This window comes from Methylobacterium sp. WCS2018Hpa-22 (genome assembly GCF_031843785.1).
Taxonomy (GTDB): domain Bacteria; phylum Pseudomonadota; class Alphaproteobacteria; order Rhizobiales; family Beijerinckiaceae; genus Methylobacterium.
Window position 1 is genome coordinate 222191 of sequence record NZ_JAVTJA010000006.1, and the last position, 25735, is coordinate 247925.

General features: G+C 66.0%; 25 protein-coding genes. 17 read left to right on the forward strand and 8 right to left on the reverse strand.

The features are described from left to right. Positions 1 to 46 precede the first annotated feature (46 nt). Complete coding sequence (locus tag RQI43_RS10395) at positions 47 to 1027, reverse strand: substrate-binding domain-containing protein (RefSeq protein WP_311275092.1); 981 nt, start codon at positions 1025 to 1027, stop codon at positions 47 to 49. A 74-nt stretch (positions 1028 to 1101) separates the two neighbouring features. Between RQI43_RS10395 and RQI43_RS10400 the strand changes: the two genes are divergently transcribed. The 4 genes from RQI43_RS10400 to RQI43_RS10415 all read left to right on the forward strand — a co-directional run bounded on the left by RQI43_RS10400 (position 1102) and on the right by RQI43_RS10415 (position 4022). After that, positions 1102 to 1797: an ABC transporter permease gene (locus tag RQI43_RS10400; RefSeq protein WP_207412775.1), complete on the forward strand. Its 696-nt coding sequence runs from the start codon at positions 1102 to 1104 to the stop codon at positions 1795 to 1797. Beyond that, entirely contained in the window at positions 1794 to 2525 is a 732-nt protein-coding gene (locus RQI43_RS10405; protein WP_311275093.1) for an ATP-binding cassette domain-containing protein, read from the forward strand. The genes RQI43_RS10400 and RQI43_RS10405 overlap by 4 nt, the downstream gene beginning before the upstream one ends. Continuing rightward, positions 2498 to 3334: a substrate-binding domain-containing protein gene (locus tag RQI43_RS10410; protein ID WP_311275094.1), complete on the forward strand. Its 837-nt coding sequence runs from the start codon at positions 2498 to 2500 to the stop codon at positions 3332 to 3334. Before RQI43_RS10405 ends, RQI43_RS10410 begins: the two co-directional genes overlap by 28 nt. Positions 3335 to 3473: 139 nt before the next feature. After that, positions 3474 to 4022 carry a hypothetical protein gene (locus RQI43_RS10415; protein ID WP_311275095.1) on the forward strand — a complete coding sequence of 183 codons (549 nt, stop codon included), beginning with the start codon at positions 3474 to 3476 and terminating at the stop codon, positions 4020 to 4022. Between the two features lie 79 nt (positions 4023 to 4101). Here the strand turns inward: RQI43_RS10415 and RQI43_RS10420 are convergent, their stop codons facing one another. The 5 genes from RQI43_RS10420 to RQI43_RS10440 form a co-directional block, all read right to left on the reverse strand. Continuing rightward, positions 4102 to 4803: a TerC family protein gene (locus RQI43_RS10420; protein ID WP_056431049.1), complete on the reverse strand. Its 702-nt coding sequence runs from the start codon at positions 4801 to 4803 to the stop codon at positions 4102 to 4104. A gap of 163 nt (positions 4804 to 4966) precedes the next feature. Beyond that, entirely contained in the window at positions 4967 to 6220 is a 1254-nt protein-coding gene (gene glp / locus RQI43_RS10425; RefSeq protein WP_311275096.1) for a gephyrin-like molybdotransferase Glp, read from the reverse strand. Beyond that, a complete protein-coding gene (gene mobB, locus RQI43_RS10430) occupies positions 6204 to 6743 on the reverse strand; it encodes a molybdopterin-guanine dinucleotide biosynthesis protein B (RefSeq protein ID WP_405030595.1) in 540 nt (179 codons plus the stop codon). The genes glp and mobB overlap by 17 nt, the downstream gene beginning before the upstream one ends. A gap of 11 nt (positions 6744 to 6754) precedes the next feature. Then, complete coding sequence (locus tag RQI43_RS10435; protein WP_311275098.1) at positions 6755 to 8749, reverse strand: molybdopterin biosynthesis protein; 1995 nt, start codon at positions 8747 to 8749, stop codon at positions 6755 to 6757. Beyond that, the gene (locus tag RQI43_RS10440; protein WP_311275099.1) at positions 8746 to 9831 is read right to left on the reverse strand and encodes a molybdopterin-binding protein; all 1086 of its coding nucleotides are present in this window, start codon (positions 9829 to 9831) and stop codon (positions 8746 to 8748) included. The genes RQI43_RS10435 and RQI43_RS10440 overlap by 4 nt, the downstream gene beginning before the upstream one ends. Positions 9832 to 10049: 218 nt before the next feature. Between RQI43_RS10440 and RQI43_RS10445 the strand changes: the two genes are divergently transcribed. After that, positions 10050 to 11312, forward strand: coding sequence for a c-type cytochrome (locus RQI43_RS10445; RefSeq protein ID WP_311275137.1), 1263 nt, complete (start codon positions 10050 to 10052; stop codon positions 11310 to 11312). Positions 11313 to 11600: 288 nt separating this feature from the next. Here the strand turns inward: RQI43_RS10445 and RQI43_RS10450 are convergent, their stop codons facing one another. Continuing rightward, positions 11601 to 13643, reverse strand: coding sequence for a 4Fe-4S binding protein (locus RQI43_RS10450; RefSeq protein ID WP_311275100.1), 2043 nt, complete (start codon positions 13641 to 13643; stop codon positions 11601 to 11603). A 128-nt stretch (positions 13644 to 13771) separates the two neighbouring features. Between RQI43_RS10450 and RQI43_RS10455 the strand changes: the two genes are divergently transcribed. The 12 genes from RQI43_RS10455 to RQI43_RS10510 all read left to right on the forward strand — a co-directional run bounded on the left by RQI43_RS10455 (position 13772) and on the right by RQI43_RS10510 (position 24737). Beyond that, the gene (locus RQI43_RS10455) at positions 13772 to 14500 is read left to right on the forward strand and encodes a biotin/lipoate--protein ligase family protein (protein ID WP_311275101.1); all 729 of its coding nucleotides are present in this window, start codon (positions 13772 to 13774) and stop codon (positions 14498 to 14500) included. Between the two features lie 77 nt (positions 14501 to 14577). Further along, the gene (locus RQI43_RS10460) at positions 14578 to 15861 is read left to right on the forward strand and encodes a porin (RefSeq protein WP_311275102.1); all 1284 of its coding nucleotides are present in this window, start codon (positions 14578 to 14580) and stop codon (positions 15859 to 15861) included. A 151-nt stretch (positions 15862 to 16012) separates the two neighbouring features. Beyond that, entirely contained in the window at positions 16013 to 16591 is a 579-nt protein-coding gene (locus RQI43_RS10465; protein WP_056431027.1) for a DUF6505 family protein, read from the forward strand. Further along, a complete protein-coding gene (locus RQI43_RS10470; RefSeq protein WP_311275103.1) occupies positions 16588 to 17598 on the forward strand; it encodes a DUF6352 family protein in 1011 nt (336 codons plus the stop codon). Before RQI43_RS10465 ends, RQI43_RS10470 begins: the two co-directional genes overlap by 4 nt. Then, the gene (locus RQI43_RS10475) at positions 17595 to 18149 is read left to right on the forward strand and encodes a DUF3305 domain-containing protein (RefSeq protein WP_311275104.1); all 555 of its coding nucleotides are present in this window, start codon (positions 17595 to 17597) and stop codon (positions 18147 to 18149) included. Before RQI43_RS10470 ends, RQI43_RS10475 begins: the two co-directional genes overlap by 4 nt. Next, complete coding sequence (locus RQI43_RS10480) at positions 18146 to 18820, forward strand: DUF3306 domain-containing protein (protein ID WP_311275105.1); 675 nt, start codon at positions 18146 to 18148, stop codon at positions 18818 to 18820. The genes RQI43_RS10475 and RQI43_RS10480 overlap by 4 nt, the downstream gene beginning before the upstream one ends. Positions 18821 to 18975: 155 nt before the next feature. Beyond that, positions 18976 to 19563, forward strand: coding sequence for a molecular chaperone (locus RQI43_RS10485; protein WP_405030596.1), 588 nt, complete (start codon positions 18976 to 18978; stop codon positions 19561 to 19563). A 44-nt stretch (positions 19564 to 19607) separates the two neighbouring features. Beyond that, positions 19608 to 19832: a formate dehydrogenase gene (locus tag RQI43_RS10490; RefSeq protein ID WP_056431015.1), complete on the forward strand. Its 225-nt coding sequence runs from the start codon at positions 19608 to 19610 to the stop codon at positions 19830 to 19832. A 7-nt stretch (positions 19833 to 19839) separates the two neighbouring features. Further along, positions 19840 to 22782 carry a formate dehydrogenase subunit alpha gene (locus RQI43_RS10495; protein WP_056431012.1) on the forward strand — a complete coding sequence of 981 codons (2943 nt, stop codon included), beginning with the start codon at positions 19840 to 19842 and terminating at the stop codon, positions 22780 to 22782. A 12-nt stretch (positions 22783 to 22794) separates the two neighbouring features. After that, positions 22795 to 23391, forward strand: coding sequence for a formate dehydrogenase FDH3 subunit beta (fdh3B, locus tag RQI43_RS10500; protein ID WP_056431009.1), 597 nt, complete (start codon positions 22795 to 22797; stop codon positions 23389 to 23391). A gap of 47 nt (positions 23392 to 23438) precedes the next feature. Beyond that, entirely contained in the window at positions 23439 to 24470 is a 1032-nt protein-coding gene (locus tag RQI43_RS10505) for a formate dehydrogenase subunit gamma (RefSeq protein ID WP_311275107.1), read from the forward strand. A 63-nt stretch (positions 24471 to 24533) separates the two neighbouring features. Then, a complete protein-coding gene (locus RQI43_RS10510) occupies positions 24534 to 24737 on the forward strand; it encodes a hypothetical protein (RefSeq protein WP_207412793.1) in 204 nt (67 codons plus the stop codon). 120 nt (positions 24738 to 24857) lie between these two features. On the opposite strand, the gene RQI43_RS10515 is transcribed toward RQI43_RS10510, so the two are convergent. Then, positions 24858 to 25634: a molybdopterin-synthase adenylyltransferase MoeB gene (locus RQI43_RS10515; RefSeq protein ID WP_311275108.1), complete on the reverse strand. Its 777-nt coding sequence runs from the start codon at positions 25632 to 25634 to the stop codon at positions 24858 to 24860. Between the last annotated feature and the right edge of the window lie 101 nt (positions 25635 to 25735).

Here is a 25735-nt window from a genome sequence, read left to right on the forward strand (position 1 = left end):
GGCCACATCGACTCTCGTCCCTCTAGGAGCACTCGAATGATCTCGCTCACGCATAACCCGGTGTGATTGCAGCGCGACGGCTTATTGCTGCTCTGATCGCCTCCAAGCGTGGCAGGCCAACGAACGACCTCACGGCGAGGAAGTAGGTTTCCTCACCGAGGGGCAGATATGCGAGACTGAAGCGTTTCGCGATGGCGCGGGTGCCCATTGCAACGTCCGCTGCACCTGAAGCGATCAAGGCCGCGACGGCCTGATGCGTGAACTCTTCCGTCTGGTAGCCTTGGATGTCCGGCCCATTGATGCCCGCTTCCACGCATAATCTGTCAAACCATATCCGTGTGCCCGCGCCCCGCTGTCTGTTTACAAAGCGGAGACCGGTCGCTGCCAGGTCCACGATCGCGGAGATTGCGAAGGGATTGCCCGCCTCCATCATGAGGCCCTGTTCCCGTCGTAGAACCGGAAGGGCGATCAGGTTCGGATCAGCCAGAACGTCAGCGAAGATCGTGCCCGGCTCTGGGACCGCTGCGCCGAAATGAAACCCCGCACCATCGACCTGACCGTTTTTCAATTGTGCGAGGGCATCCGTGCTCCCAGCAATCGAAACCGTTATGTCGCCCATGGAGTGAAGCGCATCCAACAACACTGAATCGTGGCTCACTGCCAATGCCAGGGGTGCGGTCGCAAGGCCTGACAGAACGGCGAGGGCGATCTCTAATCGCCTCTCTTCCACCCCGATGATCTCCTGGCTCGCTCGCGACGCACGACCGAGTGCCTCGAGAAAGACAGTGCCGAAAGATGTCAGAACGGTCCCGTGGCCCTTCGTCTTGCTGATGACTGGCTGCCCAAGGATATCCTCCAAGAGGGTGAGACGGCCCCACGCGGAGCGATAGGACACGTGCAGTCGCGTCGCTGCGCCTTGAAGCGAGCCTTCCGAGGCGACCGCATCCAAGAGCGCCAGCGTGGGGCCAAACGCGATGCGCCCCTTCGCCACCGAGATGATGCCATCGACAAACAACTCGACCTTCATAGGCACGTCGTTTCCTATTGAACTATACTCCCCGGCGATAGCATGAGGGGTTCGGTCGCCACAGCATCAGAGCCATGCTTCAAACCCTCCAGGAGACGCTCTCGCGGCTCGCAGCCCTTGATCCAGCCGTAGTCGCCATCGCCGGCCTTTCGCTCCGCGTGAGCTTCTCGGCGGTCGGTCTTGGCACGTTGCTTGGAGTGCCGCTCGGTGCCCTTGTCGCCGTGTCTCAATTCCCGGGGCGAAGGCTCGTTGTGGGTCTGCTCAACGCAGCCATGGGCCTACCGCCGGTAGTTATCGGCCTTGTCCTGTACCTCATCCTGTCTCGTTCCGGCCCATTCGGCGGTCTCGGTTTGCTCTTCACGCCGAGTGCGATGATCGCGGCACAGACCGTCCTGGTTGTCCCACTGATCGCTGCACTCACGCGCCAAATCGTGGCGGATGCGCAAGATCACCTTGGCGAGCAACTCAGCTCTCTTGGCCTCAATGGAGCACAGCGCGCCGCGATCCTGATCTTCGATACGCGCTTCTCGCTGGTGACAGCGCTTCTTGCCGCTTTCGGCCGTGCCATATCGGAAATTGGCGCCGTCCTCGTCGTCGGTGGGAACATCGACGGGCATACCCGTACCATGACCACGGCGATCTCCCTCGAGACGCAGAAGGGAGACCTTCCCCTCGCGCTGGCGCTCGGTGTCGTCCTCATCGCCGTCGTCATCGCCGTCAGTGCCGTTGCCTCGTTGCTCAGGTCCTACGCGATGCGGGCCTATGGATGAGCACCGCACTTCCTCTTGTGATCGAAGGATTGTGCTACCGAGCCGGAAATATGCCGATCCTCAACGGTGTCGATGTGGCGGTGACAGCGCCCGGCATCACGGCGATCATCGGCGCGAACGGTGCGGGAAAGACCGTGCTTTTGCGCCTCATTGATGGGTTGCTTGCGCCCACGAGCGGCACGATCAGCATTGGCGTATCTGCGCATCCTCGACCAAGTACCGCATTCGTCTTCCAGCGGCCCGGTCTCATCAGGGCGAGCGCCGCCGCGAACGTTTCGCTGGCTCTAGCGCCACTCAAGCTAAGCCGGCGCGAGCGACACGACCGTGTGCGGGCGGCACTGCATCACGTCGGACTTGCGGAGAAGGCCGGTGCACCTGCTACGCGGTTGTCGGGGGGCGAGCAGCAGCGGCTCGCCCTCGCGCGAGCTTGGGCGACAGCGCCCGATCTCCTCCTTCTCGATGAGCCCACCGCCAATCTCGATCCGGCCTCCTCTCACGCCATCGAGCATCTCGTCGTGTCGATGGCCGAAGCCGGTACGAAGGTGGTCCTCGTTTCACACAACCTCGGCCAGGTCATGCGTCTCGCCGAAGATGTCGTCGTCCTTGCCGCTGGACTCGCCGTTGAGCACGGGCCTGTCCGCAGCACTCTCTCATCCCCACACTCGCCGCAGGCGCGAGCTTACCTCGCTGGAGAAATGCCATGGACCGCCTTCGCCGCTCTGCCCTGAGCCTCGGGCTCCTCATTGCCGTCCTTGGTCTGGCGACAGGCCCAGTTCTGGCCACCCCCCAGGAGACGATCACGGTGGCGTCCACCACGTCCACCGAGCAATCCGGCCTGTTCAAGGATTTGCTGCCGAAGTTCACGCTGGCCAGTGGGATTGCCGTGAAGGTCGTCGCCCTCGGCACCGGGCAGGCACTCGATGCCGCCCGACGCGGTGATGCCGACGTCGCGCTCGTCCACGACACCACCGCCGAGGAGAAATTCGTCAGCGAGGGATGGAGTACGAAGCGTTATCCCGTGATGTACAACGATTTCGTCCTCGTCGGCCCAAAGGACGATCCGGCCGGCGCGGCCGGCGCCAGCGTCGTCGAGGCCCTGCGCAAGATCGCCGCCGCCAAGGCACCCTTCGTCTCTCGCGGTGATCGCTCGGGCACCCATACCGCCGAGCTGCGCTACTGGAACGAAACCGGTCTCGATCTCGGCGCGGTACGCGGCGATTGGTACAAGGATGTGGGTCAGGGAATGGGGCCGGCGCTCAATACCGCATCGGCCTCCAATGCCTATCTGCTCACCGACCGGGGCACTTGGCTGTCATTCAAGAATCGTGGTGATCTCAAGATCTTGGTCGAAGGCGATAAGCGTCTTTTCAACCAATATGGCGTGATGCTCGTGAACCCCGAGAAGCATCCACACGTGAAGGCGAAGGCGGGACAGGCCTTCATCGACTGGCTCGTTTCCACCCCGGGGCAGAACGCCATCGCTGCATACCGGATCGGGGGGGAACAACTCTTCTTCCCTAACGCGGGAGCCAGATGAGCCTTGGCTCCTATCAAATGCGCAGTGCGATCGGTCGAACCGCCATTGCCCGCCCTTGACACCCCTCTCGGCCGTCGCACTTTCTCCTACTAAGTGTTTCGTCACGTATGCGACGGCTTGGCCTTGGGAGGGCCGTGACATGATGAGTTTCCGTATCGTAGCATTGTCCACCGCAGCGGGGACGGCGATGGCGTCTCTGCTGCCGGTCGTTGCCCTGGCTGAACCGACGGGCAAGCCCGCTAATATCTGCAAGGAACTCACAGCCTTCCTGCATGCGCCTGCTGGGGCGGCAGCATCCGGTCAAGCTACGGGCCAGACTAGCACAGCGGTCACCGCACCCGGCTCCGGATCGCAGAAACCTTCTGGCAGTGAGACACAGAAGGATTCGGGCCTCAGCGGGCCGACCGCCCCGAATGGTCCCGGCGCGGCCGGCCCCCAGGGAGCGACACAGAATGCCGCTGCGCCTTCGGGCGCATCGGCCCCAGCGCCCGCTGCCGCCCCCGCCGCACCACCGCCCAAGGCTGCGAGCACCGAGTTCATCGAGCAGGGCAATACCGCTGCGGCTGCCAATGACATTGCCGGTTGCCAGCGGGTCGCTCGGCAGATTCGCCGCGACGGGGTCGTCATGCCGCCCCCGCTAATGGCTCTCGCTGCCCTCGATCTCAAAATCCTCGAGACAGCGAACTGAGATCACCCCAAACAGAATTTAGGAGCTTTGCGAGATGAGAGGCCCCCTGACAGGGGCCTCTTCTCGTTCGTGATGCATCTCACAGATGGCCGTGGCCGGCGACTGTCCGAGCCGGTGCCGCGATGCGCTTCCAGATGAAGGCCGCGGCGACGACGATGACGGCGCAGATCGCAGCCGCGATCTGATGGGCGTGGGGCACCGAGGCCACGTGTTCGGCAATGTAGGGATCGGTGACGATCATTTCCCCGGCGATCCACCCGAGAAGCGCCGCGCCCGCCCAGATCACCAAGGGGAAGCGCTTCAGCAACGTCGTGATCAGCGATGCGCCCGCGACGATGAGAGGGATCGAGAGCAGAAGACCGAAGACGAATAGCGACACCTCGCCCTTCGCAACGGCTGCGATGGCGACGACGTTGTCCAGGCTCATCACCGCATCGGCGATGGCGATGGTCCGTACCGCTTTCCATAAGGTTTTGCTGTCGCCGACGGCATGTGCCTCGTCATCCTCGCCGAGCGCGAGCTTCACCGCGATCCAAAGGAGAAGCAGCCCGCCACCGATCCGAAGGAACGGTACCGCCAGAAGATGAGTGATGATGACGGCGAAGAGGATGCGAAGCCCAACTGCCGTACCGGCCCCGAGAAGGATCCCGGTGCGCCGCTGCTCCGGGGGAAGGGATCGGCAGGCCATGGCGATGACGACCGCATTGTCGCCGGAAAGGAGCAGGTCGATCCAGACGATCTGCAGCACCGAGACGAGGAAGTGCGAGTCGAGGAAATCCATCGGCGCTTTCGATCAGGTCGGAGGGGCAGGGAGTCGGAACGAGCGGCCCCCCGCTCGAAAGCGGGGAGCATGCGGTCTCGAAGGGCACCCGGCACATCGTACCGAAGCCCGTGCAATGCAAGCTTCAGTCACGCTTACGGGTATGAGGACAGGCGATTCCGCGTCAGTACAGCATCCTGTGCGGATATACCTCGATCGTATCGCCAGGCTCGATTCGGGTAATCTCGCCCGGGAGGCCAGCCAGTGCATCACTGTCGGTGAGTGACGAGAGGATACCGGCCCCATCGCGGGGGAATTTTACCGCTTCGAGCAGTCCATCGGCGGCGCGCTGCAGGCTTACCCGTATGAATTCCAGGCGGCCAGCCTTCTTGCGATAGGCAAAGGTGGAGCGGACGGGAATGCCCAATGGCGGAACGAAATCTTCTCCACCGAGCCGCGCCAGGAGCCGACGTACTACGAAGAGCAGGGTCACGTAGGCGGCGACGGGATTGCCCGGTAATCCCACGAAGGGTGTCCCCTGCACGAGGCCCATAGCCACCGGCCTGCCCGGCTTGATCCCAAGTCGCCAGAAAACGAGGCTGCCGACGGTCTCCACGGCCGGTTTCACGTGATCCTCCTCACCGGTGGAGACACCGCCGGATGTAAGAAGGAGATCATGGGCGGACGCCGCCTCCGTGAGGCGTGCCGCGAGAAGAGTTCGGTCATCGCGCAGGATGCCGAGGTCGCTCACCTCGGCGCCGAAGCGTTTCAGCAGTGCGACCAGCATCACCCGGTTGGAATCGTGGATGGCCCCCGGCGGCAGGGCGCCCCCCGGCTCGGCCAGTTCATCGCCGGTAGAGAACACCGCCACCTTCAGGCTTTTCCGGACGGTCAGATGCGGGCGGCCTATGGCGGCGGCGAGTCCGATATCCTGCGGGCGGAGTCGACGGCCGGCCGTGATGATTGTGGTGCCTTGGGCAACATCCTCTCCGGCGAGCCGCCGGTTCGATCCGCGCTTCAGACCGGGGGGTAGGACCACCTCGGTGCCCTCGACCGTCACGTCCTCCTGCATGAAGACCGTGTCGGCGCCGTCCGGCATTCTGGCGCCAGTGAAGATGCGGACCGCGCTCGGCCCGCTTCCCATCTCCAGACCGGCGTGGCCGGCGGCGATCCGGCCTTCCACGGGCAGCCGCGTTTCGCCGTTGGGAGCAAGGTCAGTGTGGCGCAACGCGTAGCCGTCAACGGCGGAATTATCGAATGGCGGCAAGTCGATAGCGGCGATGACGTCCTCCGCCGCGATGCGTCCGTCCGCCTCGTTAAGCGGTACGGTCTCGATCCCGGCGACCACCGGAAGCCTCTCGGCGATCAGCGCCAGGGCGTCGTCCACGCTCATGAGCTGCCCGCCGAAGGCGAAGCAATCGTCAGTCAGCTGCGCCATGGCCTCCGAGCCTGTTCAGGACGACCTCGATCGGCTCCGCCATGACCGCCACGAGACCGGCGATTCCACCGACATTGTCGAGGTCTATCACCGGAATCCGAGCGTCGGGGAATTCCGCATCCGTCGCAACGGCGACGATGTTCTCGTCTTGCGGGTGAAGCGGCGGACGGCCGTTGGCGTTCCGATGAATCTCGATCTTGAGATGCCCCTCGCGCTTGAATCCTTCCACCAGCACGAGGTCGCAGGGGCTGAGGCGGCGCAGCAGGTCGGCCAAGCTCGCCTCGGCGCCGTCGCGCACTTCGTGCATCTGCACCCACCGGGCCGCCGACGAGATCAGCACTTCGGATGCGCCGGCCTGCCGGTGCCGGTGGGAATCCTTGCCCGGTTGGTCCACGTCGAAGGCGTGGTGCGCGTGCTTGATCGTCGAGACCGTGAAGCCGCGGGCGATCAGTTCGGGAATGAGCTTGGCGAGAAGCGTGGTCTTGCCCGCCCCGCTCCAGCCGGCGAGGCCGATGACCCGCATGGTCCGGTCCGTCATGGCTGGGCCTCCGGCAAGGAAAATCCGAGTTCGGCGAGAAGCGCCCCCGTTTCCCGCTCGGCGAGCAGCGCGAGGAAGGCGGCCAAGGCCGACTCCCGCCCTCGGTCTTCGGAATAGGCAAAATCGTAATGCTCGCTCACCAGCGGCAGGAAGCCGAGGCCATAGGCACTCGCGACGCTCTCGATCGCGACACCCCAATCGGCCCGGCCTTGGGCGACCGCGGCGGCCACGGCGTTGTGCGAACGTGGCTGGTTCCAGTAGCCGGGAGGGCGCGCCCCGTTCAGAAGCCCGTCGATGAGGAGGCGCGTCCCCGAGCCGGTGTTGCGGCTCACCATGATGGCGTCCGGGTCGAGGAGGAGCGCCGCGACGGCAACCGCCGCGTCGCGTTCCGCGAACCGGCTGTCGCCGGGGCGGAACACCAATCCCTGCATCCGCGTCCAGCCCTCGGCGAGGCGCAAGGCTGGGGTCAGGAAGGGCGCATTGTAGCGGCCGGTCTTGGGATCGAAGAGATGCATCGAGGCGATCTCGCACTCGCCCCGCTTCAGGGCGGCGAGCCCTCCTGAGGACCCGACCCAGATGGTGCGGGCCCGGATGCCGCGCTCGGCCAGGCGTCCGACGACGGCATCGAGCCCGACGCAATGGCTGCCGACGATGGTGAGGTCTGGGGCGCGGGTGCCCGCGCCGATCCGCGAGAGGCGCACCGGCTCGCCGGCGTCCAGCCCGGCGCGCGCGGCGGGAATCGCGAAGAAGCCGTCGGCCTGCGAGAAGGCCGTCACCGAGCCGGAACCCTTGGAGAGCGGAACGGCGACCGGAGCGTCCCGCCCATGAGCGAGGGAGGCCATCACGAATTCCATGCGCCCGAGTTCTGAGGGGATGCGCCGGGGCAGCACAGCTTCGACGCTCTCTTCCTCGCGCGGGGGAAGCCCGGCCAGCGAGCGGATCAGGGGCACGACGAATTCGTGGAAGGTGAATATCGCCGAGGTCGGGAAGCCGGGCAGGACGACGATGGCCTTGCCCTGTGCCTTGGCGAGGCAGAGGGGCTTGCCGGGCTTGAGCGCGACGCCGTGGACGAGGATACCCGGCTCGCCCAGGCGGGAGAGGATGCGGTGGGACACGTCGCCCGCCCCCTTCGACGTCCCTCCCGAAAGGACGACGACGTCGCACTCCGAAAGCGCCGCGCGGATGACGCTTTCGAGAGCGGCCTCATCGTCCGCGACGATGCCGAAGGGCACGGGTTCGCCACCATTCTCGGTGACCGAAGCGGAGACGATGGCGCCGTTCGAATCGTAAATGCCGGCTGCCGGCAGGGGTTGGCCCGGTGGCGACAGCTCGTCGCCGGTGGAGAGCACGGCGACCCTCGGCCGGCGCACCATCTCGACCGCATCGAGGCCGCAGGCGGCCAGCATGCCGATCTCGCGCGCGGTGATGACGGTGCCCTTGCGGAGAACGGTCTCGCCGCGCGCCATGTCCGACCCGGCATAACCAACGAACTGTCCGGGCGCGGCTCCCCGGTCGAGGTCGATCGCCAGGGCTCCTTCGCCGGACGCGATCTCGGTCGCCTCCACCATCACCACCGCGTCGGCGCCGCGTGGAATCATGCCGCCCGTGGCGATGGCTGTCGCCGTGCCGGGCTCCACCGCCAATCGGGGAGCGACGCCGCAGGCGAGGATCTCGTGGTTGAGGCCGAGCCGGGCCGGTTCGGCCTCGCTCGCGCCGAGCGTGTCGGAGGAGCGGAGTGCGAACCCATCGACGAGGGCTCGGTCGAAGGGGGGCACGTCGATGGGCGAGGCTACATCCCGCGCCAGCGCGCGGCCGAGCGTTGCGGCGAGCGGCACACTCTCGGATGGCAGCGCCACATGCGGCACCGCCGCGCGAAACCGCGATGCGGCCTCGTCTCGGCTGACCACATGAAGAAACTGCTCCTGACGGGCCGCGCGCGACAGCCTCGCCAGGAAATCCTCGTTCGACTCCGATGCGTCGAGACGCTTCACAGGGGCATGACCTCGATCCACTCCCCCTCGGGATAGCCTTCCCGCTCCGGCGGCACCAGAACCGCGCCCCAGGCGTGGATCAACCGTCGCAGCGGCAGATCCGCTCCGCCGAGAGGCTCTACCCGCTCGTTCTTCAGGCCGATAAAGACGATGTCGCTCATTCCAATGGTCGAGGACATCTTGCGGGCGAGACGCCCTTTGGCCTTGCCGGGGAGGCTCGCTCCGGAGAGCCTCGACAGTAGGGGACGCCCAAGGGCAAGGAATGTCGCGAGGGCGGCGTCAGGCCTGCCCGGCAGGAGCAGGACCGGGACAGACCCGATCGAGCCGAAACCGGCGCTGTCTCCCGGACGAAGCGCGATGCCATGCGCGCCGAGCCGGCCTCGCCGTGCCAGGGCCTCGGCGCTGTGGTCATTGCGGCCGAAACCGGTGCCGCCGACGACGAACACCGCGTCCGCCCCCGGGACGAGCAGCGCATCGGCGATGGACTCTCTTTCGCGCGAGCATCGGCTCGACGTCACCCGAACGCCCGCCTTCTTCGCCAAAGCCGCGATGGTGGATGCGGAATGGCCCCCGATATCGAGGATGTGAACATGCGGCACGCGGACCGCGACTGTGTCGATCCCACTGGCACCGAGTGCGAGAGCACCGAGCGGCGTCAGCTGTTCCCCGTATCGCGCCAGAACGTCTCCCCGTGCGATCTCTTGACCGATGCCGGAGACACCTCCGCCCGGTGCCGCATCCGCCACGATGTCCCCGTCGGTGTCGATTGCGTCAGGCGGCAGAATCGTATCGGTGCCAGGCGGCATCGCATCGCCCGCGTCCAGCCAGGGCGGAGGCGAGAGCGGCGTCACCGGCGCATAGGCCGAGGCACCCGTCACAGTGCTGCCGGCCACGGCCCAGCCGTCCCGCAGCGCGCGCGGATGCGTGGGTAAGTCGGCGGGGGCGACGACATCCGCCGCGAGAACGGAGCCGATCGCATCGCCCACCGGCACGACAATGGCGCTTACCGGCTCGGCGACCAGAAGCTGCGCCAAGGCGTCGTCGAGGGGCATCAAGGCCGAAGTCGCGGACCGGATCGACATGCGCCGTGACGGATGCGGCATTGCGAGCGGGTGAGCAACCCCGCCTGCGGCGCATCAGCCGAGTGGTAGCCGGAAGGGAAGACAGGTTGCGTCGCCGCGACTATTTCTCAACGTCCTCGATCCCGTAAGAGAGCGACGGCGTGGCGCGGATATCAGGGTTGTCGGTTCGACCTCGGTTCTCTCGACAGACGATCCGCCGCGTCTGGCCGATCTGCGCGATGCTCCTCGTCCTCTCCGCACCGCTTCCGGGCTCAGCGCAGCTTCGCGGTCATGGTGGCCCGGTGCGGGCGCTGGCGATTGCCCCGGACGGACGCATCGCGATTTCCGGCGGGTTCGACCATTCCGGCATTCTATGGGCGATCGACCAGGGGACGGCCCTCTCGGTCCTTCGTTTCCACGACGGTGCGGTGAATGCCGTCGCTGCCCTCGATGGCGGCCGCTTCGTCACAGCCAGCGAGGACGGGCGCATCGCCCTCTGGCAGGCCGGACGCCCGGAGCCCGTCGAGATCTTTTCCGACCATGCCGGACCCATCGCGGCCCTCGCGGTCTCGCCGGACGGGGCGAGCCTCGCCTCCGCTTCCTGGGATGGCACGGCGCATATCCGGTTCCTCGCCGGCGGGCCGGTGCGGGTGCTGCGGGGACATGCGGGCAACGTGAACGCCGTCGCCTTCCTGCCCGATGGCAGATTGGTCACCGGGGGCTATGACGCCACACTTCGAGTCTGGCCCCTCGCCGAGACCGACGAGCCACCGCGCATCGTTCAACTCCCATCGCCGGTGAACAGCGTGGCCGTGGCCGGGGAGGGCGAGATCGTCGCCGCCGGTGCGGATAGCGTGGTCCGCTTCCTGTCCGCCGACGGCACCATCCGCGCGTCGGTCGACCTCGCGACCAACCCTGTCATCGGTCTCGCTTTGTCTCCAGACGGGCGCCGGGTCGCCGCTGCCACGGTGGCCGGCACCGTGGCCATGATCGACCGGGGCGCGGCCAAGGTGGCGTTCAGCCTCGTAGGGCCGGGACTGCCGGTCTGGTCGCTCGCCTTCCGGCCGGACGGAACCGAATTGCTGACCGGGGGCGGGGACAGGCTGGTCCGTCGATGGAATGCCGGGACGGGCGAGCCCATCGGCTCGCTGTCGATGCCGCGGCCGGTGGATTCGCTGGCGGCCTTCAAGGGCGATCACGGGGCCGAGGTATTTCGCGCCTGCGTCGCCTGCCATACCCTGACGCCGGAGGACGGCACGCGAGCCGGCCCTACCTTGAGCGGCGTGTTCGGTCGGCGTGTCGCCACCGCCGAGGGATACACGTTCTCGCAGGCCCTGAAGGGCCTCGACATCGTCTGGGATGCGCGGACTATCTCGAAACTGTTCGAGATCGGCCCATCCCGCTACACGCCCGGCACCAAGATGCCCGAGCAGACGATCAACAACCCGGACGACCGCGAGGCCCTGGTGCGTTTCCTCGAGAGGGCGACGAAGACGCCTTGATCAAAGGGGGGGGAGACGCATCATGAATCTTCCCGTCTCGGTCGGTTCTTGCCCGGAGCAAGACGGTGCAGCAGGCTATTTATAAGACACTTTTTGATTTGTTTCTCCAAGGCTTTACCTCATCCTGAGGTTCCGCGTAGCGGCCTCGAAGGAGCGCTCCAGAACCCACTGAGCGAACTGGAGGGCTCCTTCGAGGCCCGCTGACGCGGGCATCTCGGGATGAGATGACTGGATGGGATGATCGACTCTGGCAGGAGCACCCGCTGGGAAATCCGACCGAACTATTTCTCAGGCGCCGCCGCTCCCACTCGTTTCCCGCGCCCGGAAGTAATCCTCGGAGGTTCTCGGCTTCGACCGCTCCGGCACCGTATGCGGGTCGAAAGCCTCGTTCACCACGACTTCGACGCGGCAGGTGTCGCACATCATCAGGGTACGGATCCGGGCCTCGCCGGCGCTGCCCTTGAACATCCAGTGGCGGCCCTGAAGCTTCTCGATGACCCGCTCGATGCTGCTGCGCGTGCCGAAGGGCTTGCCGCAGGAGACGCAATCGAACGGCTCTTCCTCCTTGACGATACGGCGCGGCTGGCTCCAGGCGGCGAAATCCACCTGCGGCTTCAAAGAGATGACATCTTCCGGGCAGGTGGCGGAGCAGAGCCCGCATTGCACGCAGAGACTTTCCTCGAAAGCCAGCAGCGGCCGATCCTGGCTGTCGCTGAGCGCATGGGTCGGGCAGGTGCCGACACAGGCGAGGCACAGGGTGCAATCCTCGGTGCGGAACTCGAGACCGCCGAACGGCGAACCGGCTTCCAAGGGGACGACGGCGACAGGGGCCGGGGCGGCGACATGCATCTCGCGGAAGGCGAATTGCAGGACGTTGCGCTTGGGGCCGACCGGCATGAAGGCCGCGGGCACCGGCGCGGCTGTGCCGAGATTTCCGGTCGTCAGCGCGGAGCCCAGCTTGTCTGGATCGTCGGTCTCGATGAGCGAGACGACGGGCGTCCCATCGGCCGAACCGTAGCCCAGCGCTCCAGCGAGGGTATCGGCAAGATGAGCCATCCGGCGCAGGGCCGCGATGTCGTGCTTGGGACGGTCACGGACGAGGAGGCGAATGCCCACGGCGCCGTAGGCCAGGAGCGCCGCGGCGGCCTCCGGGCCGAGTTGCGTGACCTCGTTGACGGCGACAGGAAGCACGTTGGCCGGCAGGCCGTCGCCGTAGCGAGCCAGCGCCTCGATCAGGGGCTCGCCGTGCTCGGAATCGTGGAACAGCACCACGCCGTTCCGTCCCCCGCCCTCGTGATACGCACGCATCAGGGTCCTGAGGCGGCGCATCAGCCCGTCGGCGGCGGGCAGGGCGTAGGCCGCCGCACCGGTGGGGCACACGGAGGCGCAAGATCCGCAGCCGGCGCAGATATAGGGATCGATGGCGACGTGATCGCCTGCGGGCGCGATGGCGCCGGTCGGGCAGACTTCGAGGCAGCGCGTGCAGCCGGTGATGCGTGAGCGCGAATGCGCGCAGAGATCGGCCTGGAAATCGATGAAGCGCGCCTTCTCGAACTCGCCGACGAGGTGGGAGATCGTGAAGATCGCCCGCTCCACGGCGGCCGGGTCACCGGGATCCGCCCGGACATAGCCGCTGCGCAGGTCATGCGCGGGAAAGAGCGGCGTGCCCCCCGTCAGGTCGAGCACCACGTCGCAGGTGGAGGTGGCGCCGTTGCGCGACGGGCCGAAGGATAGGGATTGGCGGGATGAGGGGCTCGGAACCGCGTAATCGTCGATGCGCAGGGAGAACGCCCCGAGATGCCCGCTCGCCGAAACGACACTGCCCTGGAGCACGGGAAACTCGTGCCGGCGCGGCACCGGTACATCGCGCGGGCGGTTGAGCAGAACCGTCACGTCGAGATGGTCGGCGAGCCGCCGCCCGGCCTCGATGGCGACTTCGTCGCGTCCGTAGATGAGGGCGACGCCCTGGCTCACCATCGCGACGGTGCCCGGCGCGGGCGTCGTCTCGGCCGCGGCGGCCAGCAGGGCCGCGATCTTCGGTCCGGCCGCATCGGCATCCCTCGACCAGCCCGCGTTCTCGCGGATATTGGCATAGGTCACGCGGGCTTCCGCCCCGGCCCCTGCGGCAATGTCGGTGAAGAGGGGGGCTTGCAGCGTGCACGAGACGGTGACGGGCGCGCCCTGTGCCAGCGCGTCCTCGAACCGGGCGATCTCACGCCCGCACAGTTGATCGGCGGTCTCCAGGCGGCCACCGCACGCCTTGCCGATCGCCTGCCCGTCGAGGGCGACGGTCTCATCGCAGGAGCACGCGAACACGATCCGGTCGGACAATGATTTACCCCGAACGTTTGGTCACAGCGGCGAGGGTACAGGCCCACTCGCGCTCAGGTTGGTGCATCGTATACTATAACGGCTCGAAACTAGGACCCGACATACGGGCGCAGGTAGAACCGAAACGCATGGCGCCGAGCTCCGACGACCCGGACCTGATCCTGCCGCCCGTCTTTTCTCTCGCAATCTCAGCCGGGCCGGCGAGCGCGTTCGACGAAGCCCGCGACGCGGCCGCATCCGGCGGCCGGACCGGGCGTCTCGTCTGGCGAAAGAACGCAGAGCTGCTCGACTTTGCGGTGATCCTCGAGCCGGACGAGCCTCTCGCCACGGCGCGCCGCGCCGTCTTCGCCGGCATGGTGGCGCTTGCCGAGGCCATCGGCGCCCATGGGCCGCCCGAGGTCCCGGTGACGTTCGGCTGGCCCGATACGCTCCGCTTCGACGGCGCGCGCCTCGGCGGCGGGCGTCTCGGATGGCCGGCAACCTGCGGCGAGGGCGACGTGCCGGACTGGCTCGTCTTCTCCGCCACGATCATCGCCTCGAAGGCACGGGCCGGCGATCCGGGCCTGACGCCGGATTCGACCTCCCTCGAAAACGAGGGTTTCAGTTTCGAGGATGGCCACGGAATCCTCGTGGAGAGCTTCGCCCGTCATCTCATGAAGACCTTCGCCATCTGGGAGGAAGACGGTTTCGCGGGAATCGAACGACGCTATCTCCGGCGGCTCGCCGAGGGCGGCCCGGCGGCGCGGATCGATGCTGGCGGCGACCTGATCGGCGGCGACGGCGATCGCCGCGATCTCGTCGAAGCCCTGGCCGCGATGCGCTGGGGCGATCCGCAGACGGGCGAGCCTCATCTGTGAATGTGGCGATGCCCGGAATGTGGGAATGTCCGTCGAGATCGCCCGCGGTGAGGGCGTTCCCCAGAGAGAAAACGTCGTTGAGAACCCGCATCGCTCGCCTCGCTGCGCTGGCCGCACTTCTATCCCTGCCGGGTGGGCTTCGGGCCGAGGAGGCTCCGAGGGGCCCGGCCATCGAGGCGAAGGGCGTGCCCGGCCCCTATGGCGAGCGGCTCACCGTCGACGACAAGGGCATCACCCTGACCTTTCCCGACGATGCCGCGACATTGCGCATCGGCGGCCGGCTCCACCTCGATTTCGGTGCGGCCGGCATCCGCCAATCGGGCTTCGGCGACCCGTTCAGCGACAATATCGCCGTGCGCCGCTCGTGGATCGAGACCACCCTGAGCCTCGGCAAGGATGTTGGCCTCGGATTTCAATACGATTTCGCCGATCCGGTGACGCCGATCAACGATGCGGTCCTGGTCTATCGCGGTGTGCCGGACATGCTCTTCAGCATCGGCAACGAGAAGGAGCCGTTCGGCCTCGACCAACTCGCCTCCAACAACAACATCCTGTTCACCGAACGGGCCCTGTCCGACGCCTTCGTTCCGGCGCGGAACTTCGGCTTCGCCGTGGGGAGGCATGGCAAGGATTGGAGCGTCGTCACCGGAATCTTCGGCGGCAACGCCAATACCGGTATCGGCAGCGAGGGCTTGGCCTCGACGAGCCGGGTGACTTACGCGCCGATCAACGATGAGAAACAAACGCTCCATGTCGGCTTCGCCGGGAGCTACCGCAGCCTGCCGCGTGACGAGAGCCCCCTCTCGCTCTCGAGCCGATCCGAAGCGTTCCTCTACGCGAGGAGGTTCGTCGATACCGGCGATATCCGCGATGCGGCGAGCATCGCCCGCCTCGGTGCGGAACTGGCCTATCGCTCCGGTCCGCTGCTGGTGAGCGCGGAATACACGCGAACCGAGATCGGCCGGTTCGATGGCGGATCGCCGCTGAGCTTCCAAGGGGGATACGTCCAGGCGAGCTGGGTGCTAAACGGCGACAATCGGGCCTATCGCCTGGCGCCCGACTTCAATGGCACCAGCTACGCGGTCTTCGGTGGCGTCAAAGTCGCAGAAGCGCAGCGCATCACCCGTGGCGGTTTCGGCGTCTTCGAACTCGGCCTGCGGTTCTCGGCCATCGATCTCGACGATGGCGGCGTGCGCGGCGGCATCGAGCGGGACGGCACGGTGGGCCTATCCTGGTATCCCGATACCAACATCCGCATCATGGCCGATTACGTCCGGTCCCATACGTCTCCCTCCGCGCTTCAGAACGGACGGACGATCGACGCCGATACGTTCATCGGCCGGTTTCAATTGTATTGGTGAAGGGCGTCTCCCCCAGTCGTGAGCAATTTCCGCGAGCCGACCCCAGATACGTGCCGTGGACGCCGGACAGGTGCCTCGAACACGAAGGTCTTCGCCACCACCTCTTGGCCGGTTCGGGTGGTGACGACGGAATGAACAGGCGAAGGCCTCGATGAGCAGTCTCAAACTTCCCCGGACGATCCGCCTCGATCCGTCCGATACCTTCGTCTTCGCGAAGGCGGCCGAACCCGGCGAATGGGCCGTCACGGGTTCGTTCCTGTTCTGGGATGCCGACGTTCCGCTTCTCGAAGGTAAGGACCGTACGGCGTTTCGCTCCGGGTTCCTCGGGGTGACGTCGCTTGGCTTCTCGACCCTGGCAGTGGTCAGCGAGGCGACGATGGCGGAGCGGGACAAAGCGGTCGAGCAGCTGGCACATCACCTTTGCGAGCGCCTCGGCGCGCCCACCCTCGATGTGGCCCGTATCGCGGCCGACGAGGAGATCGCTTTTGCCGCCACCCTGTGTCAGCCGGCGGTGGGAAGCGTGATCGCGCTGCATCGAACCTTCGAGGACGGTGCGATCCGCGAAGCGTTCCGCACGCTGCATCAGCGTGGGCCGGGCGTCGCCGGGGCGGACAAGTTGCATGCCCATGCCAGGGCCTTCACCTTCGAGGAGACCGATGACGAACCCGAGGAACGGGCGGACCTCATCGGCATGGCCAACGCACCTGTTTCCGGGAATGACGGACGATGACCGAGTTCTGGGTCTCCAGCGGACACCACCTCGCCGGGCGCACGGAAGGGGGCGGCCTTGCCGTCACCGACGAGTTGATCCTCGCCTATCTCGCGCGGCCCGAGCTCGTGCCGCCCGACGAAGCCTGCATGGCGGAGCGGGCGCTCCACCGCGGCCTCGTGACGGCGCCGCGCCGGCCGGTCTCCCCCGGTGAGATCGCCGCGATGGCGGATGCCGATGCGCGTGAGAACTGGACCATGATGCTCGCCTTCCGCGACCGGTTGATGGCCGCGCGGTCGGTGGAGGCGGCCTATCTCGACCTCGTTCGCAGGGGGCTGAACGGCACGCCGCCGATCTTCCTCAATCAATTGGCGCATCTCATCCTGCGTAATGCCCTCGATGGCTGCGATGACCCCTACACGCTCCGCGCCGGCGAGCTCTTCTTCCGGCCGCAGCGCGTCTCTTTCGTCGATGGTGCGGCGTTGCTGGCCGATGCCGAGGTGATCGAGGCGCGGGAGACCGGGGCCGCGCAATCGCCCCTCGTCGCCATGCTGGGCAAGGAGCCGGCGAATGAGCTCGACGTGCTCACGGACGAGACGGCCTGGACCTATTGGAGCCGCTCCGACGCGTTCACCATGGCGCTCAACCTGGGGAGCAACCCGAAGAGTCGCGAGGGCTTGGCGCGCGCCATCGAGGCCTGGGTTCGACACCTTCTGCATGTGGAGGCGAAAGTGGAGCCGATCGCCTCCATGGACGATCCGGACTGGCGCTGGTTCGTCGGGCTCGACGCTCAAGCGACCCGAATCGGCAACGCCCTCTGGAACGGCGAGACCCTGGACGAAGCGAGCCGCATGCGCATCCTGGCCCTGTTTCGCCTCACCTTCGCCGACGACCGGCGGATCGACCCGCGCGCTTCCGGCCGGCCGGTCTATCTCCTGATGGCCATGGACCCCGACAAGCGCCTTTTTCTCAAACCTCAGAACCTCGTGGCGGGATTGCCGCTTGCCGACGGCGCGGAGGCCGCATGACCGAAGAGAATCCGACCTCTGCACCGACTCCTGCACCGACGCCGCCCGATGACCGTTTCGACGTCGGGATCATTGTCGTCAAACGAGCCTTGAAGAGCCGTTGGACAAGCCATGCCTGGCTACCGGTCGCAGCCCTTCCGGCGATCCCGGCCGCCTCGCCCTGGACGGTGCTGTCGTCGACGCCGGAGGAGGAAACCTTCTATGCCGGCGCCTACGAGGTCTCTCTCCACCCCGCCGAGACGTCGCATTACCGCGACAACCTGATCTCGGGCCGGCCCTCGCTCTGGGTCGCCCTGCGGCAGATCGCGGAGGGCAGCTACGAAGTCGCCAATGTGACGGCCGATCCCTATGAGGGCGAATCCATGGCCGAGGGTATCGGCGAGGTGGTCGAGGCGGTGCCGATGCCGCTGGAAGTGCAGGCCAAGGTCCTGGCTTTCTTCGAGGCCTTCCATGTCGAACAGGTGTTCCACAAGCGTAAGCGCGACCGGGCCGATCCCGAGGCCCTGGCACGACAGGGGACCGGTACGCGCAGACGGGGGGACGAAGGATGAGCGGCGGCGATTTCTTTTCCCGCTGGTCGAAGCGTAAGCGGGCTATCGTCCGCGAGAACCCGCCCACGACCGTGCCGGTTGGAAGCGAGGCGGTCGGGGGCGAGGCGGTCGAGAGCGAATCGGCGCCTCTCGCGGGAGAACTCTCCGAGGGTGAGACCCTGTCGCCCGAGGAACTCGCCAAGTTGCCCTCCCTGGACAGCCTGACGGCACAGACCGACCTGACACAGTTCCTTCGGGCTGGCGTTCCGATGGTGATGCGCAAGGCGGCTTTGCGCCGGATGTGGTCCCTCGATACCAACATCCGCGACTATGTCAGCGAGGCGCGGGAATACGCCTATGACTGGAATGTGGTGGGCGGTGTGCCGGGAAACGGCCCGCTTCTGCCCACAGACGACATCAAGGCCATGCTGCGGGACATATTCGACGGGACGCCCGACGAAAAAATTGAGCCTGAGCAGGAAAGCAAAGTGGCCACGCTGATTGAAGCGGAGGAGCTGGCGGAGGAATCCGAACCGGTGAAAACCGAAGAGACGGATCGGGGCAGTGAAGAACCGGGTCTCACTGTCATGCAGGTTGACGAGCCAAGCTTGGCCTTGTCGCCGCCACGTTCTGCCCCCGTGGACACGGCTATGCCGAGACCGCGACGACATGGCAGCGCCATCCCACTTTGAGCAATTAAAAACTACGTTGCGCACGTCCCATTCCGCGGTATTGTGGACGAAGTGAATTCACTTCGCCCGCGATCGGGTCGCGGTTTGAGGATGGTATGCGTTCGGTTGAGTTGTTGCGCGAAGACGAAGCGAAACTCGCTTCCGGCGCGCCCGGCATGACGCAGCCGGTCGTGGACGACGTCGATTTTCTGCGCGCTCATCTCTACGATCTCCTCGCGGCCCTAACCGGCCGAGTCCCGTCCGATGATATCCTGTCGCTTCTTGCCGGCTCGGGTGGCGATGAGACTCCCCTGGGCAAGGCGAGCTCCGCCCTCGCTCGCGAAGCGGCCGGTGCGGATCTGGCCAAGGTCGGGCGCGAGTATTTCGATCTCTTCGTCGGCGTCGGACGCGGCGAAGTCGTGCCGCACGCTTCCTACTACCTGACCGGCTTTCTCAACGAGCGCCCGCTGGCGCGCATCCGCCAGGATCTGGCCCGGCTCGGCATCGAAGCCTCGGGCGGCATGAGCGAGCCGGAAGACCATGTGGCGATGCTGCTCGAGACCATGGCGGGTCTCGTCTCGGGCCGTTTCGAGACGGGAGCCGGCGAGGACCGCGTCTTCTTCGAGCGGCATCTAAAGCCCTGGGCCGGGCGTTTGTTCGACGATGTGGCGGCCAATACCCGTTCGTCTTTCTACCGTGCCGTGGGCGACCTCGGCCGGACGTTCATCGACATCGAGACCCGGGCTTACGCGCTCGACGCGTGAGGCGGGAATCATTGAAACATCGGTCGCATTCAGGAGTGACGAGCATGCGGGACGATCGAAAGGACGAGATGGGACGGCGCCATTTCTTCCGCGCCCTCGGCGGCGGATCGGTGGCGGCCGCTGCCGCGATCACGGCCCAGCCGATGATTGCGACGCCCGCGCAGGCTTACGACCCCGGCGCGGATGAGACGAAGGCCCGCTACCGCGAGTCCGACCACGTCAAGGCGTTCTACCGCACCAACGGCTACGAGACCCTGAAGAAGAATTGAGGGCGCCATGCTGATCAAGCGCAAGACAGGCGGCCCGGGCCGCACCTTCCATCAGGCCGTCACCATCGGCGAGACGCCGAAGGCCCTCGACCGTCGCGCCTTCCTGCGCAATTCCGGCCTCGTCGCCGGAGGGCTCGCGGCCGCCGGCTCGATCCAGCTCGGCTCGGTCCGCAAGGCCCAGGCGGCGGGCGCCTCCGCGATCGGCCCCGAGGTGACGATCAAGAAGAACATCTGCACCCATTGCTCGGTGGGTTGCACGGTGACGGCGGAGGTCGTGAACGGCGTCTGGGTCGGCCAGGAGCCCTCCTTCAGCAGCCCGATCAACCGGGGTACCCATTGCGCCAAGGGCGCGGCGATCCGCGAGCTCGTCTCCAGCGACCGCCGCCTGAAATATCCGATGAAGATGGTCGACGGGCAGTGGACCCGCATCTCCTGGGATCAGGCCATCGATGAGATCGGCGACAAGATCACCGGCCTGCGGGACAAATACGGCCCCGATTCCGTCTACTGGCTCGGCTCCGCCAAATTCACCAACGAGGCCGCCTACGTCCTGCGCAAGTTCGGCGCCTTCTGGGGGACCAACTCGGTCGATCACCAGGCGCGCATTTGCCATTCGACCACGGTGGCCGGCGTTGCCAATACCTGGGGCTACGGCGCGCAAACTAATTCCTACAACGACATCCGCAACGCCAAGACGATGATCATTCTCGGCGGAAACCCCGCCGAAGCGCATCCGGTCTCCCTTCAGCACCTGCTGTCCGGCAAGGAGATCAACCGCGCGAACATGATCGTCATCGATCCGCGTTTCACCCGCACGGCCGCCCACGCCACGGAATATGTCCGCATCCGTTCCGGCACCGACATCCCGGTGGTCTGGGGCATCCTCTGGCACGTGTTCCAGAATGGCTGGGAGGACAAGGAGTTCATCAGCCAGCGCGTCTACGCCATGGACGACGTCCGCAAGGAAGTCGCCAAGTGGAATCCCGAGGAGGTCGAGCGTGTTTCCGGCGTGCCGGGCGAGCAGCTGCGCCGCGTGGCCGAGAAGTTCGCCAAGGAGAAGCCCGCCACCCTGATCTGGTGCATGGGCGCGACCCAGCACACGGTGGGCACCGCCAACGTCCGTGCGCTCTGCATCCTGTGTCTCGCCACGGGCAATGTCGGCAAGCCGGGCACGGGCGCGAACATCTTCCGCGGCCACACCAACGTACAGGGGGCCACCGATCTGGGCCTCGATGTGACGTCGCTGCCGCTCTATTACGGCCTCGTCGAAGGGGCCTGGAAGCACTGGGCGCGCGTCTGGGACGTGGAATACGACTGGCTCCAGTCGCGATTCGACGAGGTGCCGGCCAAGGGCGGCCGGAAGGCCCGTACGCGCAAGGAGAGCATGGAATTACCCGGCATCACCTCCACGAGGTGGTTCGACGGCGTGAACCTGCCCGAAGAACAAGTGGACCAGCGCACCGGCATCAAGGCGATGATGGTGTTCGGCCATGGCGGCAACACCGTCACCCGCCTGCCGGAGGCGGTGAAAGGCCTGACCAAGCTCGACCTCCTCGTGGTGGCCGACCCGCATCCCACCACCTTCGCCGCCCTCGATGCGCGGCGCGACAACACCTACCTCCTGCCGATCTGCACCTCGCTGGAGATGGATGGCAGCCGCACGGCCTCGAACCGCTCGCTCCAATGGGGCGAGCAGATCGTGAAGCCCGCCTTCGAATCGAAGAACGATTACGAGGTCATCTACCGTCTGGCGGCGAAGCTCGGCTTCGCCGACAAGATGTTCAAGAACATCAAGGTCGTGGACGCGGTGCCGGACGCGGAGGATATCCTGCGGGAGATCAACCGCGGCGGCTGGTCGACGGGCTATTGCGGCCAGAGCCCGGAACGCCTGAAGGCGCATATGCGCAACCAGGCCAAGTTCGATCTGGTGACGCTGCGGGCGCCCAAGGACGACCCTGAAGTGGGCGGCGACTATTACGGCCTGCCCTGGCCGTGCTGGGGCAAGCCGGAGCTCCGCCATCCGGGAACGCATATCCTCTACAACACCAATCTCCACATCAAGGACGGCGGCGGAACGTTCCGGGCCCGCTTCGGCACCGAGCGTAACGGCGTGACCCTGCTGGCGGAGGATTCCTTCGCCAAGGGCTCTGAGCTCACCGACGGCTACCCCGAATTCACCATGGCGGTGTTCAAGAAGCTCGGCTGGGACAAGGACCTGACCGCCGAGGAGATGGCGACCATCACCAAGATCGGCGGGGCCAACATCGATACGGTGAGCTGGGCGACCGACCTGTCGGGCGGCATCCAGCGCGTCTGCCTCGACCACGGCGTCACGCCCTACGGCAACGGCAAGGCCCGGGCGAATGCCTGGAACCTGCCTGACCCCGTGCCGGTGCACCGCGAGCCCATCTATACGCCGCGTCCCGATCTCGTGGCCCAGTACCCGACTCGCCCCGACGAACGTCAGCTGCGCATGCCGAATATCGGCTTCTCGGTGCAGAAGGCGGCGGTGGATCGCGGCATCGCCAAGGACTTCCCGATCATCCTCACCTCCGGCCGTCTCGTGGAATACGAGGGCGGCGGCGAGGAGACGCGCTCGAATCCGTGGCTCGCCGAGCTCCAGCAGGACATGTTCGTCGAGATCAACACCGGCGATGCCACCGATCGCGGCATCAAGGACGGTCAGTTCGTCTGGGTCTCCGGCCCCGAGAACAACGCCAAGGCCAAGGTCAAGGCGCTGGTGACGGACCGGGTCGGCAAGGGCGTCGCCTTCATGCCGTTCCACTTCTCCGGCTGGTACCAGGGCGACGACATGCGGAAATTCTATCCGCACGGCACCGACCCCGTTGTGCTGGGCGAGAGCTCCAACAACACGACGACCTATGGCTTCGATCCTGTGACGGGCATGCAGGAGACGAAGTGCACCCTGTGTCAGATCCGGGCCGTTTGAGGGATAATCGCCATGGCTCGCATGAAATTCCTCTGCGACGCGGACCGCTGCATCGAGTGCAACGCCTGCGTCACCGCTTGCAAGAACGAGCACGAGGTGCCGTGGGGCATCAACCGCCGGCGTGTCGTCACGCTCAATGACGGCAAGCCCGGCGAGCGCTCGGTCTCCATGGCCTGCATGCACTGCACCGACGCGCCCTGCGCGGCGGTGTGCCCGGTGAATTGCTTCTACACCACGGCCGACGCGGTGGTGCTGCATTCGAAGGACATCTGCATCGGCTGCGGATACTGCTTCTACGCCTGTCCGTTCGGCGCGCCGCAATATCCGAAGGTCGGCAACTTCGGTTCGCGCGGTAAGATGGACAAGTGCACCTACTGCGCCGGCGGTCCCGAATCCGATCTCTCCACCATCGAGTACGAGAAATACGGTTCGAACCGTCTCGCCGAGGGCAAGCTGCCGCTCTGCGCCGAGATGTGCTCGACCAAGGCGTTGCTGGCGGGTGACGGTGAGATGATCGCCCAGATCTACAAGCAGCGCGTGATCAAGCGCGGCTACGGCTCCGGCGCCTGGGGCTGGAAGACCGCCTATCGCGAAACCGTCGCCATCTAGGCGACGGACTGGACTGCCGGGGTCGAGACTTCAGGAAGGAAACGCCGATGCGGCGGACACTGACGACTTTCAGGACGCTGGTCGCAGCGACCATCCTCACGGCGGCTGTCGGCGCCTCATCGGCCTCCTTCGCGCAACAGACGCGCGACGGGCTGAACCCGACCGGGCAGAACCCGACGGCGGAATCCGTCAACGAGGAGTTCCTGTTCAAGCAGGACCCGAAGATCACCGGCCGCATCAGCATCCCCGACGGCAAGGCGGCGCACCTGATCCAGCCCGCCGGCCGCGACTACCGTGATTTCCGGGAACGGTGGCTGCCCTGGCTCAGCGCGCTCGCCGTCCTCGGCGCCGTCGCGCTTCTCGGCCTGTTCTACTTCTTCCGGGGCCGTATCCTGATGGAGCCCGGTCCCGATACGGGCCGCAAGATCCTGCGCTTCAATGGATTCGAGCGGTTCGCGCACTGGATGACGTCGAGCTGCTTCATCATCCTGGCCCTGTCCGGCCTGAACTACATCTTCGGCAAGCGCCTGCTGATGCCGCTCATCGGTGCGGATGCGTTCGGCGTGGTGGCGCAATACGCGAAGTTCAGCCACATCTACCTCGCGTGGCCGTTCATGATCGGCGTCGCGCTGATGCTGGTGCTCTGGCTGAAGGACAACATCCCGAACAAGATCGACATTGCCTGGATCAAGGCCTTCGGCGGCTTCATCGGCAACAAGCATCCCAGCGCTGGCCGTTTCAACGCAGGCCAAAAGATGGTGTTCTGGATGGTGATCGGCTTCGGCACGGCCATGAGCGTCACCGGCCTGATGATGATCTTTCCCTTCGCCCTCACCGACATCACCGGAATGCAGCTGATGCAGGTGATCCACGCCCTCATCGGCATCGCCTTCATCGCCGGCATCCTCGCCCATATCTACATCGGTACCCTCGGCATGGAGGGCGCCTACGACGCCATGGGCAGCGGCAAAGTCGATCTCGGCTGGGCAAAGGTCCACCACGACCTCTGGGTCGAGGAAGAGCAGGCCAAGAACGCCAGCGGCCCGCAGCTAGGGCGCCATCAGGTGCCTGCCGAGTAACCTGACGGACTAATACAGGCGTTCGGCGACCGGAGCCGGCATGTCGAGGATCAGACAACGTCCATGAAAGCTTTCATCATCGCCCTCGTCGTTGCCGTCGCCCTCGGCACGCTGGCCGCCATGCTTCTCAACCAGCAGCAGCGCTTCGCCTACCAGGCCTTCACGACCTCCGGCACCCGGGTCTCCGACCCGGCGGGTCACAGCAATCTGGTCGGGCCGCATTGGAACGGCGTCACGCCCGATCCGGAGAAGCCCTCTAAATCCTGAATTCCGGAATCTCACGGAACGCTCACGACGTGGGTTCAGGGGCACGAAAGCAGCCCCGCTTGCCGGATGCGCGGTACCGTATTCGGTGGACAATGGGCCGCGAAAGCGACTTTCCGGTCCCTAATTCGCCGATCCGTTCAACGAATTTCCTTCGTCCCAACCATAGCCGAGCGTCTCGAACCGCATGGATCGGGCATCGACCATGAGCAGCCGTCCCACCAGCGGCTCGCCGAAATCCGCTACCGCGCGGATCACTTCCATCGCCATCAGAGATCCCATTACCCCGGCCAGAGCACCGAGCACACCGGCCTCGGCGCAGGCGGGCACGCTGCCAGGGGGAGGCGGGTTCGGGAACAGGCAGCGATAGGTCGGATTCGGGCGGCCGTCCGGTCCGGTCTCATGGGCCCGGATTGTCGTCAGTGTGCCGTCGAATTGCCCGAGAGCGGCCGTGACGAGCGGACGCTTGGCGTGGAAACAGGCATCGGAGACGGCATAGCGGGTCGCGAAATTGTCCGACCCATCGGCGACGACATCGTATCGGCCGATCAACGCGACGGCGTTGTCCGCGTCGATCCGCATGAGATGCGGTTCGATCCGCACATGCGGGTTCAGACGCGCCACGGCATCGGTGGCGCTGTCGATCTTCGCACGGCCGATATCCGGCGTGCCGTGAATGACCTGCCGCTGCAGATTGGAGAGCGAGACCGTGTCGTCGTCGACGATGCCGATCGTGCCGATGCCGGCCGCTGCCAGATACTGGATCAGTGGAGCGCCAAGCCCGCCGGCGCCGATGACGAGCACCCGCGCCGCCTGCAAACGCGCCTGTCCCGGTCCTCCGACCTCACGCAGGACGAGGTGGCGGGCGTAGCGTTCGACTTCGTCGCTGGAGAAGGCCATCCCGGTGAAATAGCCCTTGCGGCGAAGCGCCGAAAGGGCATCGGGACGGTATTTGCGTCCCGATGCCGTGCCGCTTATGCGCGACGGTAGAATGTCCCATC

Excerpts from the sequence above, each read along its gene's own strand:
- fdh3B (WP_056431009.1), top strand. The coding sequence starts at position 22,795 with ATGGCTCGCATGAAATTCCTCTGCGACGCGGACCGCTGCATCGAGTGC.
- RQI43_RS10465 (WP_056431027.1), top strand. The coding sequence starts at position 16,013 with ATGAGCAGTCTCAAACTTCCCCGGACGATCCGCCTCGATCCGTCCGAT.
- RQI43_RS10400 (WP_207412775.1), top strand. The coding sequence starts at position 1,102 with ATGCTTCAAACCCTCCAGGAGACGCTCTCGCGGCTCGCAGCCCTTGAT.
- RQI43_RS10415 (WP_311275095.1), top strand. The coding sequence starts at position 3,474 with ATGATGAGTTTCCGTATCGTAGCATTGTCCACCGCAGCGGGGACGGCG.
- RQI43_RS10515 (WP_311275108.1), bottom strand. The coding sequence starts at position 25,634 with ATGGCCTTCTCCAGCGACGAAGTCGAACGCTACGCCCGCCACCTCGTC.
- RQI43_RS10480 (WP_311275105.1), top strand. The coding sequence starts at position 18,146 with ATGAGCGGCGGCGATTTCTTTTCCCGCTGGTCGAAGCGTAAGCGGGCT.
- RQI43_RS10420 (WP_056431049.1), bottom strand. The coding sequence starts at position 4,803 with ATGGATTTCCTCGACTCGCACTTCCTCGTCTCGGTGCTGCAGATCGTC.
- RQI43_RS10455 (WP_311275101.1), top strand. The coding sequence starts at position 13,772 with ATGGCGCCGAGCTCCGACGACCCGGACCTGATCCTGCCGCCCGTCTTT.
- RQI43_RS10475 (WP_311275104.1), top strand. The coding sequence starts at position 17,595 with ATGACCGAAGAGAATCCGACCTCTGCACCGACTCCTGCACCGACGCCG.
- RQI43_RS10485 (WP_405030596.1), top strand. The coding sequence starts at position 18,976 with ATGACGCAGCCGGTCGTGGACGACGTCGATTTTCTGCGCGCTCATCTC.
- glp (WP_311275096.1), bottom strand. The coding sequence starts at position 6,220 with ATGGCGCAGCTGACTGACGATTGCTTCGCCTTCGGCGGGCAGCTCATG.
- RQI43_RS10490 (WP_056431015.1), top strand. The coding sequence starts at position 19,608 with ATGCGGGACGATCGAAAGGACGAGATGGGACGGCGCCATTTCTTCCGC.
- RQI43_RS10445 (WP_311275137.1), top strand. The coding sequence starts at position 10,050 with ATGCTCCTCGTCCTCTCCGCACCGCTTCCGGGCTCAGCGCAGCTTCGC.
- RQI43_RS10470 (WP_311275103.1), top strand. The coding sequence starts at position 16,588 with ATGACCGAGTTCTGGGTCTCCAGCGGACACCACCTCGCCGGGCGCACG.
- RQI43_RS10495 (WP_056431012.1), top strand. The coding sequence starts at position 19,840 with ATGCTGATCAAGCGCAAGACAGGCGGCCCGGGCCGCACCTTCCATCAG.
- RQI43_RS10395 (WP_311275092.1), bottom strand. The coding sequence starts at position 1,027 with ATGAAGGTCGAGTTGTTTGTCGATGGCATCATCTCGGTGGCGAAGGGG.
- RQI43_RS10405 (WP_311275093.1), top strand. The coding sequence starts at position 1,794 with ATGAGCACCGCACTTCCTCTTGTGATCGAAGGATTGTGCTACCGAGCC.
- RQI43_RS10410 (WP_311275094.1), top strand. The coding sequence starts at position 2,498 with ATGGACCGCCTTCGCCGCTCTGCCCTGAGCCTCGGGCTCCTCATTGCC.
- RQI43_RS10505 (WP_311275107.1), top strand. The coding sequence starts at position 23,439 with ATGCGGCGGACACTGACGACTTTCAGGACGCTGGTCGCAGCGACCATC.
- RQI43_RS10440 (WP_311275099.1), bottom strand. The coding sequence starts at position 9,831 with ATGTCGATCCGGTCCGCGACTTCGGCCTTGATGCCCCTCGACGACGCC.
- mobB (WP_405030595.1), bottom strand. The coding sequence starts at position 6,743 with ATGCGGGTCATCGGCCTCGCCGGCTGGAGCGGGGCGGGCAAGACCACG.
- RQI43_RS10510 (WP_207412793.1), top strand. The coding sequence starts at position 24,534 with ATGAAAGCTTTCATCATCGCCCTCGTCGTTGCCGTCGCCCTCGGCACG.